11 protein-coding genes and 1 tRNA gene are annotated in these 13,340 nt (G+C 65.6%); 10 read left to right on the top strand and 2 right to left on the bottom strand.

The window, feature by feature from the left end; all coding sequences use genetic code 11:
* The first annotated feature begins 39 nt into the window (after positions 1–39).
* Positions 40–129: transfer RNA gene (locus ACQR1L_RS15490), tRNA-Ser, on the top strand.
* A gap of 149 nt (positions 130–278) precedes the next feature.
* Here ACQR1L_RS15490 and ACQR1L_RS15485 read toward each other — a convergent pair.
* Positions 279–1,007, bottom strand: coding sequence for an NIPSNAP family protein (locus ACQR1L_RS15485; protein WP_434858803.1), 729 nt, complete (start codon positions 1,005–1,007; stop codon positions 279–281).
* Between the two features lie 82 nt (positions 1,008–1,089).
* Here ACQR1L_RS15485 and ACQR1L_RS15480 point away from each other — a divergent pair, with 82 nt between their 5' ends.
* Positions 1,090–1,716, top strand: a complete 627-nt coding sequence (locus ACQR1L_RS15480; protein WP_434858802.1) for a TetR/AcrR family transcriptional regulator — start codon at positions 1,090–1,092, stop codon at positions 1,714–1,716.
* A gap of 18 nt (positions 1,717–1,734) precedes the next feature.
* Here the strand turns inward: ACQR1L_RS15480 and ACQR1L_RS15475 are convergent, their stop codons facing one another.
* Positions 1,735–2,472: a Spy/CpxP family protein refolding chaperone gene (locus ACQR1L_RS15475; RefSeq protein WP_434858801.1), complete on the bottom strand. Its 738-nt coding sequence runs from the start codon at positions 2,470–2,472 to the stop codon at positions 1,735–1,737.
* 384 nt (positions 2,473–2,856) lie between these two features.
* On the opposite strand from ACQR1L_RS15475, the gene ACQR1L_RS15470 reads away from it, so the two are divergent.
* The 8 genes from ACQR1L_RS15470 (at position 2,857) to ACQR1L_RS15435 (ending at position 12,566) form a co-directional block, all read left to right on the top strand.
* The gene (locus ACQR1L_RS15470; protein ID WP_434858800.1) at positions 2,857–4,197 is read left to right on the top strand and encodes an ABC transporter substrate-binding protein; all 1,341 of its coding nucleotides are present in this window, start codon (positions 2,857–2,859) and stop codon (positions 4,195–4,197) included.
* Positions 4,198–4,313: 116 nt separating this feature from the next.
* On the top strand, positions 4,314–5,252 hold the full coding sequence (locus ACQR1L_RS15465) for a carbohydrate ABC transporter permease (protein ID WP_434858799.1): 939 nt from the start codon (positions 4,314–4,316) through the stop codon (positions 5,250–5,252).
* On the top strand, positions 5,252–6,163 hold the full coding sequence (locus ACQR1L_RS15460) for a carbohydrate ABC transporter permease (protein WP_434858798.1): 912 nt from the start codon (positions 5,252–5,254) through the stop codon (positions 6,161–6,163). Before ACQR1L_RS15465 ends, ACQR1L_RS15460 begins: the two co-directional genes overlap by 1 nt.
* A 19-nt stretch (positions 6,164–6,182) precedes the next feature.
* Positions 6,183–7,283 (top strand): ABC transporter ATP-binding protein, encoded by a 1,101-nt coding sequence (locus ACQR1L_RS15455; RefSeq protein WP_434858797.1) that lies wholly within the window; start codon positions 6,183–6,185, stop codon positions 7,281–7,283.
* Between the two features lie 28 nt (positions 7,284–7,311).
* Complete coding sequence (locus ACQR1L_RS15450; RefSeq protein ID WP_434858796.1) at positions 7,312–8,310, top strand: hydroxyacid dehydrogenase; 999 nt, start codon at positions 7,312–7,314, stop codon at positions 8,308–8,310.
* 203 nt (positions 8,311–8,513) lie between these two features.
* Positions 8,514–8,906 carry a hypothetical protein gene (locus ACQR1L_RS15445; RefSeq protein WP_434858795.1) on the top strand — a complete coding sequence of 131 codons (393 nt, stop codon included), beginning with the start codon at positions 8,514–8,516 and terminating at the stop codon, positions 8,904–8,906.
* A gap of 154 nt (positions 8,907–9,060) precedes the next feature.
* A complete protein-coding gene (locus tag ACQR1L_RS15440; RefSeq protein ID WP_434858794.1) occupies positions 9,061–9,852 on the top strand; it encodes a transporter substrate-binding domain-containing protein in 792 nt (263 codons plus the stop codon).
* Positions 9,853–10,046: 194 nt separating this feature from the next.
* Positions 10,047–12,566: an autotransporter outer membrane beta-barrel domain-containing protein gene (locus tag ACQR1L_RS15435; protein ID WP_434858793.1), complete on the top strand. Its 2,520-nt coding sequence runs from the start codon at positions 10,047–10,049 to the stop codon at positions 12,564–12,566.
* Positions 12,567–13,340: the final 774 nt, after the last annotated feature.

The raw sequence follows: 13,340 nt of genomic DNA, 5'->3' as shown, positions 1-13,340 counted from the left end.
CAGCCCACCCATTCGATAAGCGATTGAGATTCCTGCTTCGGAAGGGTGGCCGAGTGGTTTAAGGCACCGGTCTTGAAAACCGGCGTGCCCGCAAGGGTACCGTGGGTTCGAATCCCACCCCTTCCGCCATCATCTCCAGCCTGCGCGATCTCGAAATCTCCGACCCAGCGTCACTCCCGAAGCGACGCCGCTGGACGGCGGCGCACGATCGGCCGCGCAAGTGCGGCTGCCTCGGCGGGAGCCGTTGAGACAGTGGCCAAGCGCGCATCCCGGTCGGATCACCAGGCGCAGAGCGATCGTGAGGTCGGCGTCAGGTAGGACACCTCGATCGGCCGCCAGCACTGCCGGTCGAGACGTGGCTGCACATCGTCGGTCCATTCGGTGATGCGCGCGAGCTGCTCGCGATGGCGGGTCAGGCTCGCTTCGTCCGCGTGGCATTCGAACCAGACGAACACGGTCTCGCCTTCGCGCACCGGCAGCCGCGGGAAATTGTTCGCGCCGCGTTCGCTGACGAACATGGCATCGATCCGGGCGCCAGCCTGGCGCAGGATCGGACAGGCGCGCTCGGAGAACAGTTCGGCGAAGCCGGCCTCCTTGCCGGGGGCGAGCGAACAGACGCTCGCGACCACGAGTCCTGTCGCCTGCGACCGGGCCTTTTCCTCGGCGCGCGGCAGGCTGTGCGCGAACGGCGCCAAGGCGCCGGCCGGCTTCAGCAGCAGCACGTTGTCGGAGTTGAGCATCGTCGCATTGGCCGCAGCGCCATGCGCAGCCCAGACCGGCCCGCCGTAGAACGCCTGCAGCGCACGCGCTCTCGAATCCCAATCTGCGAAGGAGCGCACCCAGACGAAAGCATCGGGATCGTCACGATCCCAGAACTCGCCCTCGATACGCATCCCCAGCGCCTCCTGCGGCTCGACGAAGGCGGCGTCGAACAGCTCCGTGAGCGCGGCCCTGCCCCCGGGACGCAAGCGGTAACGGCGCAGTTCGAAGATCGCGTGCGGGTTCATCCACGTCCTCCGACAGGTCGACTGTCCTGTTTTTCACTACAGGATGATTGACCTGTTTTGTCAACCCGCTATCCTGACCCCGATGACGGCAGCGAAGCGAACCAACGATCCCGAAGGCGTGCGCAGGCGCATCGTCGACAGCGCCTATGAGGCCTTCACCCGCCACGGCTATCTCGCCACGGGGATGCTCGAGATCCGGGAGAAGGCCGCGGTGTCGGGCGGCGCCATGGCGCATCATTTCCCCGCCAAGCGCGCGCTCGGGCTCGCGGTGATCCAGGACCGCGTGACGCAGGCGGTGATGCAGACATGGATCGCCCCGCTGGACGCCCATGCCGACGCGCCATCCGCGATCGACGCGATCTTTGCCGCGATCATCGGGGAGTTGACGGCCAAGGGCGCCGTGTCTGGCTGCCCATTGAACAACATGGCGATGGAGATCTCGGCGCATGATGCCGACATGCGCGTCGCGCTCGGCGCGATCTTCGCGCAATGGCATCAGGCGCTGCGGGCGAAGTTCTATGCCGACGTGCTCGCCGGCCGCGCCCGCGACCTGCATCCGGACAGCCTCGCGACGCTGGTCATCGCCGCCTATTCCGGCGCGATGGCGATGGCCAAGGCGCGGCAGGACGCGATCCCGCTCGCTGATGCCCGGGCCGAGCTGGCGGCGCTTCTCGCCGCCAAGTATCGCGGCGCAACGTCGGCAGGCTGACGCGCGCCATCGCCCGAACTAATCGAGCCCGCGCTCGCGACTGAGCCGCACCATCTCGTCGATGAAGATCTGCTTCTGCTTGTCGTCGAGACTGGTGAACAGCGGCTCCGCCGCGTCGGAGACGGCGCGCTGGTCGGCAGCGCGGTCGACCAGGAACTGCGCCTCGTTGCGCATCTGCTCGATGATGTCGTCGGGCGGATCACGCTTGGCGCGGGCGATGCGCAGGTTCAGGCGATCGGCGCCGTTGCGGCCGAGCGCGTGCATCGCGTTGGCGAACGGCCCCCAATTCTTCGCCTGTTCTTCGGTCAGATTGAGGCCGGTCTTCAGGCGCTCGACATTGGCGTCGCTGTTGGCGACGATCTGCTCGGCGGTGAGCTGAGGCACGCCCGGCTGGGTCAGCATCGGCGTGGCCTTCGCGACCTTGGTGGCCTTGGCCTTGCTCGCCCCCTTGGCGTCCTTCGCCTTCGGGGCGTCCGGCGGCGGCGGCGCCGGCTGTGCGCTCGGCTGGCCGGTGTTTCCGGTGAACGCGCCGGTGACGCCCGTGACGACGCCGACCACGCCGCCAATCGCACCGCCGAGCACGCCACCCACCGGGCCTGCCGCCTTGTTGCCTTCGCGGGCGCCCTGCTCGACTCCCTTGAACAGTCCCTGCGCGTCAACCTGACGCGGCACCGACATGACGCTCAGCATCAGCAGCAACGCTGCTGCGGCGCAAAGATTGCGGCGCACCGTTAGTCCCCATCGGCTGGTCGTCATCGTCTTCCGCTCCCTGCCGACACACCAAGAGGTGGCTGTCGAAATCATCAGCATGTCTCCGAGTCGGCTGAATTCTAGCGTTGCCGCAACGCGCAAGTCCATCTGCCGCGGCAGATCTACCGATCAGCATGACGCGGCGACCGCCGCGTTCACGCATCGGCACGGCGGCCTCGCATTGCAGCGCCTCATCGCTGCAGAGCAAACAACATTGCCCTCCTATGCACGCCATGAGTTCTAAGTTCCGCCTCACCTGATTTCTCGACAGCCGCGCGCAATTCTGCTCTGATTGCATTCAAGCGAAATCCACGCGCGCATGACGCGACGCAATAACTAACAAAACGGATTCGCACCTAACAACGCTTGGCTCACCAGGGAGGGAACGCCATGTCACGGAGGAAGCTGAACCGCCGACAATTCGTTGCTGCGACCGCTGCCACCTCGGCGGTCATGATTGCCGCACCCTATGTGCGCGGCGCCTATGCCGCCGGCAAGCTCTCGATGGGGTTCTGGGATCACTGGGTGCCCGGCGCCAACCAGGCCTCGACCGACCTGGTCAATGAGTGGGCCGCAAAGGAAAAGGTCGAGGTCTCGATCGACTACATCACCAGCCAGGGCAAGAAGATCGAGCTGACCATCGCCGCCGAAGCCGCGGCGAAGTCGGGCCACGACCTGATGGCGATGCCGACCTGGTGGCCGCATGCCCATGCCGAGCTGCTTGAGCCGGTCAACGACATCATGGGGCCGATCATCAAGGAGAACGGCGAGGTCAACGGCACCGTCAAATATCTCGGCCAGTCCGGCGGCAAATGGCTGGCGGTGCCGGCCTGCGTCGGCAGCCAGATCAAGGGCCCCTGCACCCGCATCGACCTGATGAAGAAGCATGCCGGCATCGACGTGCAGGAGCTGTATCCGGCCGGCAGCGCGCCGAAGGCCGATAGCTGGAACACGGAGACCTTCCTGAAAGCGGCGGAAGCCTGCCAGAAGGCCGGCGTTCCCTTCGGCATCGGCCTCGGCGAAACCACCGACAGCGTCGATTCCGCCGGCGCGTTCTTCCAGGCCTTCGGAGCCGAGCTGGTAAACGCCAAGGGCGATGTCACGGTGAAGACCGACGCCGTGCGCCAGGCGCTCGAATTCTACAAGCGGCTGATCGCGGCGCTGCCGCCGGATGTGGCCTCGTGGGACGACGCCTCCAACAACAAATGGCTGGTCTCCGGCAAGGGCGCGATGATCATGAACCCTCCGAGCGCCTGGGCGGTGGCCAAGCGCGACGCGCCGCAGATCGCCGAGCAGTGCTGGACGCACGGCTTCCCGGCCGGACCGAAGGGCCGCTTTGCGCCGTTCCTGCCGTACTTCTGGAGCATCTGGTCGTTCTCCAAGAACAAGGAGGCGGCCAAGAGCCTGATCGTGCACCTGTCGAAGCCGTCATCGATCGAGAAGATGGTGGAGGCGAGCGGCGGCTACGATCTGCCGGCCTACGAGAAGCTGACGACGCTGAAGATCTGGCAGGAGCAGGGTCCGCCGAAGGGGACGCTCTATCACTACCCCAACCCCTACAATCACCAGACGCTGTCGATCGCAGCCTCCCCTGCTCCGCCCAAGATCGCGCAGCAGATCTACGCCCAGGCGACCATGACCAAGATGTGCCTGCGCTACGCCCAGGGCGAGAAGATGGAAACCACCCTCGCCTGGGCCGAGGGCGAGTGCGAAGGCTTCATGCGCAGCTGAGTGCGCTCCTGCATCACGGCGGCCCGCCGCGCGCGGGCCGCCACTCCCAGCACCGTCTTTCAGCCCGCCTGTGAAGCCCGGCCCGCAGCCGGACGCGCCACGAGGAGCCTGCTCTCATGGTTGATGCCGCCATCGGCGAAGAGTCCATTGCCCGCCCCCGCAGGGCCGCCAGCCGCAGAGGCCTGCGCAATGCGCTGAAGCGAAAATCGACCACAGCCTTCCTGCTGACGCTGCCGCTGATCCTACTGATTGCGCTCTTGGTGGTGTATCCCGCGATCTATTCGGTGCATCTGGCGACCTTGAACAAGTCGATGCAGCGCTTCGTCGGCTTCGGGAATTTCGAGTTCCTGTTCAAGCGCGACACGTTCTGGCTGGTCGTCAAGCAGTCCTGCATCTTCGCGATCACGGCGGTGGTGTTCAAGGCGCTGATCGGCTTCATCGTCGCGCATTTCGTCCACAACATCCCGGCCAAGGGCCAGCGGAAATGGCGCGGCATGCTGCTGGTGCCCTGGGTGATCCCGCCGGCCATGAGCACGCTCGCCTGGCTGTGGCTGTTCGACCCGTCCTATAGCGCCTTCAACTACACGCTGGCGTTCTTCGGGATCGGCCCGATCCCGTGGACCGGAGATGCCGCCTGGGCGCGCTTCTCGGTGATCCTGGTCAATGTCTGGTACGGCGCGCCGTTCTTCATGATCATGTACCTGGCGGCGCTGAAATCCGTCCCCGACCAGCTCTACGAGGCCGCCGCGATCGACGGCGCCAATTGGTGGCAGCGGATCTGGTATGTGACCCTGCCGATGATGCGCAACATCATCGCCATCACCACGCTGTTCTCGCTGATCGTCACCTTCGCCAATTTCGACATCGTCCGCATCCTCACCGCCGGCGGCCCGCTCGACAAGACGCACATCTTCGCGACCTGGGCGTTCCGCGTCGGCATCGAGGGCAGCGACATCCCGCTCGGCGCCAGCGTCTCGCTGTTCATGGTGCCGATCCTGGCGGTCGCGGCAATCTTCATCCTGCGCGACGTCAACAAGCGGGGGAACGAATCCTGATGAGCACGATGACCGTCGACAAGGCCGGCCCGACCCGCAATGTGAAGTACGGCTCGATTAGCCGCGACCGCGCCTGGGCGCTGCGCTGGTCGTATTTTTTCCTGACGCTGTTTGCGATCTTCTCGCTGGTGCCGCCGCTCTACATGCTGATCACCTCGCTGAAGGGCAGCGCCGAGATCTCGGCCGCGACCAATCCGTGGTGGGTGTTCCATCCGACGCTGGAGAATTACATCGGGCTCTTGACCTCGAACCAGTTCCTGCGGTTCTTCTTCAACTCGGCGATGGTCTCGATCATCGTCGTGATCATCACCATGCTGATCAGCATTCCCGCGGCGTTTGCGCTGTCGCGGATGAAGTTCTGGGGCTCGGCGACGCTCGCCACCGGCGTGTTCCTGACCTACCTGATCCCGGACAGCCTGCTCTTCATCCCGCTGTTCAAGATGTTCGCGCTGATCGGCGACGTCACCGGCATCCAGCTCATCAATCGCTGGTACGTGCTGCTGTTCATCTATCCGACCCTGACGGTGCCGTTCTGCACCTGGATCATGATCGGCTATTTCGCCTCGATCCCGAAGGAGCTGGATGAAGCTGCGATCATCGATGGCGCCTCCTGGCTGCAGACCTTGACGCGGATCTTCATCCCGGTCGCCCTGCCCGGCCTGATCGCCGCGACGATCTTCGCCTTCACCGTCTCCTGGGCGCAGTTCCTGTATCCGCTGGTGTTCACGACCTCGGCCGACCAGCTGGTGCTGCCGGTCGGCATCGTCACCACCCTGATCAAGGGTGACGTCTTCAACTGGGGGCAGATCATGACCGGCGCGCTGCTCGGGGCAGCGCCGCCGCTGATCATCTACGCGTTCCTGATGGACTATTACATCGCCGGCCTCACCGCCGGCGCGACCAAAGGCTGATGACGGGGGTTGATCTGATATGGCTGAAGTGAGCTTGCGCAAGGTCGTGAAGCGTTACGACGAGGTCGAGGCGGTCCGCGGCATTGATCTGGATATCGCCGACCACGAGTTCGTCGTGCTGGTCGGACCAAGCGGCTGCGGCAAGTCGACGACGTTGCGGATGATCGCGGGACTGGAGGACATCTCCGATGGCGACATCTCGATCGGCGGCGACGTCGTCAACGACGTCCCGCCGAAGGACCGCGACATCGCGATGGTGTTCCAGAACTACGCGCTCTACCCGCACATGACGGTCGCCGAGAACATGTCGTTCGGGTTGCGGCTGAAGCATTATCCCAAGGCGGAGATCAAGAGCCGCGTCGCGGAGGCCGCGCGCATGCTTGATATCGCCGACCTCGTCGACCGCAAGCCGAAGCAGCTCTCCGGCGGCCAGCGCCAGCGCGTCGCGATGGGCCGCGCCATCGTGCGCAATCCAAAAGTGTTCCTGTTCGACGAGCCGCTGTCCAACCTCGACGCCAAGCTGCGCGTGCAGATGCGCATCGAGATCAAGAAGGTCCACCAGAAGGTGCGCACCACGACGGTCTACGTCACCCACGACCAGGTCGAGGCGATGACCCTGGCGGATCGCGTGGTCGTCATGAACAAGGGCCGCATCGAGCAAATCGGCACGCCGACCGAGCTCTATCACAACCCGGCGACGCGCTTCGTCGCCGGCTTCATCGGCTCGCCGGCGATGAACTTCGTGCCGTGCCGTCTGGAAGAGGCCAACGGCCAGTTGCACATCCGCCTCACCGACCGCATCAGCTTCCCGCTGCCGCCGGCGCGCGCGGCGCGCTATCAATCCGTGTCGCGGAATGACCGGCTGCTGCTCGGCATCCGGCCGGAGCACATCACCGAAACCCGGCCGCACGCCGAGCCCGGTCTCGAGCCGTTCGAGGCGATGCTCGACGTCACCGAGCCGATGGGCATGGAGACGCTGGTCTACTTCGCCCTCAACGAGACGCCGGTGTGCGGACGGGTCAGCCCCAATGCCGGCGCGCGGGATGGCAGCCCCCTGCGTATGGCAATGGACCTCAACAACATGCACCTGCTAAACGAGGCTTCAGGACTCGTCATCTGACGAGCATAAGAAGCTTCAAGGGCAGGACATGACCACCAGGACGGCAACCAACAAGAACAAGATCCTCGTCACGGAATCCTTCTCGGCTAGGGGGCGCGCGCTGCTCGCGGCGCGCGACGACGTCGAGATGATCGAATTCCCCAACATGATCTCGGCGGCGGATTTTTCCGACCTGTTGAAGTCCCACGCACCGGTGCACGGCGTCGCGCTCGGCGCGACGCGCTTCGGCGAGCCGGAACTCGTTGCCGCCGGCGACATGAAGGTGGTGACGCGCATCGGCGTCGGCTTCGATGCGGTCGACGTCCCGGCCCTCTCGCGACACAAGGTGCCGCTGATGGTGGCGGGCACCGCGAACTCGCCCTCGGTCGCCGAGCAGGCGCTGTTCATGATGCTGACGCTCGCCAAGCGCGCCAGCGAGATGCATGCGATGGTGAAGGACGGCACCTGGGGCTCCCGCCTCGGCGTGCTGCCGTTCGACCTCTACGGTAAGACTGTGCTGATCATCGGCTTCGGCCGCATCGGCACCCGCACCGCCAAGCGCTGCCTGGCGATGGAGATGCAGGTGCTGGTGTACGACCCCTACAAGCTGGCCGCCGAGATCACCGCCGCCGGCTGTGAGCCGGTCGCCGATCTCGACGCCGCGCTGCCGCGTGCCGATTTCGTCAGCATCCACTGCCCGAAGACGCCGGAGACCATCGGCCTGTTCAACGCCGCGCGCCTCAGGCTGATGAAGCCCACCGCCTATCTGATCAACACCGCGCGCGGCGGCCTGATCGACGAAGCCGCTCTATACGACGCGCTGTCCTCGGGCCGGCTGGCCGGCGCCGGACTCGACGTGTTCGAGCAGGAGCCGCCGCCGGTCGGCCACGCGCTGCATGCGCTGCCCAACGTGATCATGGCGCCCCACGTCGCCGGCGTCACCCGCGAGGCCGTCGATCGCATGAGCGAGCAGACCGCGCGCAATATCCTGAGCGTCCTCGACGGCGATCCGATCCGGCAGAACGTGATCAATCAGGACGTGCTGTAGGCACGGCTGCGCGCGTCGCGCACGAGACCACACCTGCGCGTCCTCGCGCGCAGGTGTCGGGTTCCCGTCACTGGCCTGTGGAGTTGTTTCTCCACCGCGTTGTTGTCAAACTTTTAACGTATTGTTGCATCTCGCCGAGATTTGGCTACAACTGTGACTGTCGACGCGGGTCTTTTCGCGCGCCGGTAGGAATAGAGGCGATCATGAGTGTGGCCACCGAGCACGCCCTCGCAACGATAGCGAGCATCCTCGACAAGCCGGAGTCCGTGAAAGGCGACGAGCGAGCGGCTGCACCTGCCGCGGGCGGTAGCGCGAAGAAGAACGTGGCGACCGTCGTACCGTTCGATCAGGCCGACGGCTACACCAAGGTCGGCCCGGGCCCCATCTCCGCGATCCGCTTCCGCTGGACCGCGCGCCGCGGCGAGGATGGCTACTATGTCGACGAGACCGTCGGCCCGACGTCGATCGCCGTGAGCAGCGGACCGATGTCGGCCGAAGCCGCCATCAAGATGGTCGATACCCGCGCCCACGAAGCCGTCGATCGCTTCGAGCTGCTGAAGAGCGAGATGATCGGCAAGGGTCCGGCCCGGAGATAGTCCGCGGCGGCGGGCGCGACGGCTTGGCTCGCTCCTTTCTCCTGGTCTGATGAAAGGGGCCGGCTTCTCCCATCGACGCCCCGCGACAGCCTCTCGTCCCGCGCGCCGACCTCGGCTAAGACTGATCCAGTCTGTTTAAGCGAGGTCGTTCGAGATGGGACTTTTGAATCGCGCGCTTGCCGCGCTCACCGCTGTTGCAATGGTCGTCGGGCTCTGTGGCGCGGCGGCTGCCGACCAGCCCTCCCGCCTCGACGAGATCCTCCAGCGCGGCGCGCTGCGGGTCGGCATGACCGGCGACTACAAGCCCTTCACCTATCTCGACAAGGCCACCGGCAAGTTCTCCGGCTTCGACGTCGACATGGCTGAGGCGCTCGGCAAGGCGCTCGGGGTCAAGGTGGAATTCGTGCCCACCAGCTGGCCGCAACTGATGAAGGATTTCGAGGCCGACAAGTTCGACGTCGCGATGGGCGGCGTCTCGATCACGCTCGACCGCCAGAAGAAGGGCTACTTCACCACCCCGATCATGCGCGAGGGCAAGACCCCGATCGCCCGTTGCAGCGACACCTCGAAATTCCAGACGCTCGCCGACATCGACAAGCCCGGCACCCGCGTGGTCGTCAATCCCGGCGGCACGAACGAGCGCTTTGCCCGCGCCAACATCAAGGCCGCCGACATCCGCGTCCACAACGACAACACCACCATCTTTGAGGAGATCGCCAAGGGCGACGCCGATTTGATGATGACCGACGCCTCGGAGACCCGCTACCAGCAGAAGCTGCACCCCGGCGTGCTCTGCGCCGTCCACCCCGACAAGCCGTTCGACTTTTCCGAGAAGGCCTACTGGCTGCAGCGCGACGTCGCACTGAAGGCGTTCGTCGACCAGTGGCTGCACATCTCGACCGAGAACGGCAGCTACCAGGCGATCTACAAGAGCTGGTTCGATTGACGGTTGATCTCGTCCGGATCGGCGACGGGGCCAGCATCCCCGCGGAGCGCGACATCGCCGGTCCGGGTGCGGTCGAAAAGACACATCTGGAAATGTCCGTACATTTGCGGTGTCAAGTCCCATTGACGGGCTTATAACCTGCGTGTTCCATCGCAACCGGCGGTATATTCGAGCTCGGTCGATTTGAAATGGGATTGAAGTCTGGGACGTGGGGCAGCGTGCTCGCGGGCTGCTTGCTGATGCCGAGCGGCGTGGCGCTTGCGCAGCAATGCCTGCCGAGCGGTGCCAACCAGACCTGCACCAATTCCATCGCCCTGACGGGAGGCGCGACCGGCCTTCAGGACAGTGGCTCCGCGACGGTCACCAATGCCGGCACCGCGAGCATTTCGGGCGCGGACGCCGCTGGGACGGGCACAGGCCTCGGCGCCCAGCAGGACGCAAGGGTCACCAATCTCGGCATCATTTCAGGCTCCGGACTGCAGGCTCTCGGCATCGCCGCGAACAACAACGCCTCTGTCGCCAACTCCGGCACGATCTCTGCCATCGCGATCCCCTCCGGGGTCCTCGGTTATGGCATCTTTGCCGGCAACCATGCCGACGTGACCAACTCCGGAACGATCATTGGCAGCGGAAGCTCGCAAGGCGTCGGCATCGTGGCTTTCAGCAACGCCAAGGTGACGAACTCCGGCAGCATTTCCGGAGCCACCGGTGACAACGCCAGCAGCTATGGCCTCGTCGCCGGCCAGTTCGCCAGCGTTACGAACTCCGGGACGATTTCGGCGAGTGCCGGCGTCAACGGCTTCGCGTTTGGCATCCAGGCCCAGAGCGATGCCGACGTCACCAACTCCGGCAGCATTTCGGCGGTCACGGACGCATCCGGTCGATCCTACGGCGTGCTCAGCGCCATTGGCGATGCCCGGATCAGGAACTCCGGCACGATCTCGGCGATCGCCGGCGCGGGCGGCCAGTCGAACGCTCTGCTGGTGGTCGGCGGCACGGCCAACGTGACGAACTCCGGCGCCATCTCGGGCATCGGCGGCCAGTTCAGCCTCGGCATTGCCGCGGGCCAGGATGCGAATGTGACCAATTCCGGCACCATCTCGGCCAGCGGTGACCAGCAGAGCCTCGGCATCACCGCCGGCCGGAACGCCACCGTGACCAATTCGGGCGCCATCGTCAGTACCGCGAGCGGCACCGGCTTCGGCTATGGCATCGCCGTCGTCCAGGACGCCAACGTGTCGAACGCCGGCAGCGTCGTCGCGACGTCAGGTGCTGGCGGCCGAGGGGTCGGCATCGCCGTCACGAACAATGCCCGCATCGTCAATTCGGGGACCCTCAGCGGAACGGCCGGCGCCGGCGGCGAGGGCTTCGGCGTCCAGGTCTTTGGCATCGCCAATCTGACCAATTCGGGCACGATCTCGGGCAGCACCGCCGCGCTGCAGTTTGCCGGCGGCGCCGACACCCTCACCGTTCTGCGCGGCTCGCGCATCATCGGGGCGATCGAGCTCGGGGGCGGCGGCGACACCGTCAATTTCCGCGGCGGCAATCACAACCTCACTTTCGACACGCTGGCCGGGGCGACCGTGACCGGCACCACGCCCTTCGTCGTCTCCGGCAACCGGGCCGTCGCGATCGACCCAACCTCGTTTGCGTCCACGGGACGCACCTTGAACGACTTCAGCCGCGGCGTCTCTGACGCTGTGCCGGTCTTCACTGGCAACCGCGCAACGGGTGGCGCGCCGCTCGCGTTCGCCGCCCCCGACGCCTCCTCCCGCATCGACGACGCCTTCGCTGCGATGCCGGGCCTGTCGGCCTATGCCAGCCCCGGCATGGCCTACAAGAATCCCACCGTGGTCTACGGCGACGGCAGCGCTGTCTGGGGCCGCGGCTTCGGCGGCCAGCGCATCCAGCAGCAGGACGGCGTGCTGCCGCGCACGACCAACCTGTTCTATGGCGGCATGATCGGCGGCGACTGGCAGGCTGGTTCCGGCTTGCGGCTTGGCGCCTTCCTGGGCGGCGGCCAGACCCGCAGCTCGGCCGATTTGAACTTCGGCACCACCAACGCCGATCTCGTGTTCGGTGGCGCCTATGCGCGCTACGACCTCAGCGCCTCGTTCCTGAATGCGGCTGTGCAGGCGGGCGGTTCGCGCAACACGACGAGCCGGACCATCAACAACAACCTCGTCGCCGGCGGGCTGGAGACGGCGGCCGCCAACTTCAACGGCTGGTATGTCAGCCCAGAGGCGACCTTCGGCCACCGCTGGGGGCTCGGCAGCCTCGGCGGCGCCACCTACACGCTGACGCCCTCGTTCCGTCTTCGCTATCTCTACGGCTCCTATGCCGGCTACACCGAGACCGGCACCACCGCGCCGCTGACCGTGAACGGTCAGACTGTGAGCCTGCTCGAGGAGCGCGGCGAGATGAAGCTGACGCGCAGCGTCGTATTCGCGCCGACCGACGTGCTCTCGACCAGCATCGCCGCAGGCCTGCTCGGCACCCAGAAGGTCGGCAGCAACACGGTCAACGCGTCCCTGCTCGGCCAAGCCATCCCTTTCGCGATCCCCGGCCAGTCCAACGTTTGGGGCGGCTTCGGCGGCCTCGGGCTGGAATGGCAGAGCCGCAACGTGACCCTGTTCTCGGCCGCCGAATATCTGGCGCTGTCGGACCGCTCGAACGTCGTCAGCGGCCGCGCGGGGCTGCGCGTTTCGTTCTGAGGCGCGACGGTATCCTGGCGGCGTCACACCTCGCGCGGTCGGATGATCTCGCGAGACATGCTCGAGAACTTCACAAGCTTCAGCGCCCTGACCCCCACCCCCGACGCCTCCCCGCAAGGGGGAGGGGAGCTCACCGCCGCCTGGGCGAAAAGCTCGGCCTGACCATGATGGACCGCGTGCTACGCCCGATCGCACCGCGGACATTGAGGGCGACTGTCGCGGCAACGTGTAGTTCGGCGCTGCTCATGATGTCCCCCGCTCTCACTACAAAGACGGTGCACTCCCCTCCCCCTTGCGGGGAGGGGAACTCCGCTGTTCATGAGAGCCGGCGTTCGACGTTGCACGTGTTTTGCCGACATGCGCCAGAACGCGATGTTGTCCTGTGATTTCAACGCGAAGACCCCTGTCCAGTCCTTCTCACTCAAATATCAACTTGCGTTTTTCCGAAATATATGGTTCACTGCACGTATCCCGCCTCAACGAGAGGGGCGTTGCGCGCGATCGTCACGACACGCGAGGTGGGGAGGCGATGGCCGCAAGATGCCGGAAGCGTGCGTGCACGCGGACGAACGGCGGATTGCGGACGTGAAGTCGTGTGGTCCTGGCGCCGCGACGCTGGCGTCAAGTTCGGGGGTGACGATGATCCTCTGGACGACGGTGGCTAACAAGCCCGTACACCGGGGAGACCACGTATAAGGTGCGCCGTGGAAAGGCGCGGTTCTTGAGAGGGTGAAAGTCCCTTCCGGCAAAGGTCGTTCCAGCCGGTAGCAATCG

Origin of the sequence: Bradyrhizobium sp. HKCCYLR20261 (genome assembly GCF_051168435.1) — a bacterium.
In the GTDB taxonomy this organism is placed as follows: domain Bacteria; phylum Pseudomonadota; class Alphaproteobacteria; order Rhizobiales; family Xanthobacteraceae; genus Bradyrhizobium.
This window is presented reverse-complemented; position numbering and strand designations above follow the sequence as displayed.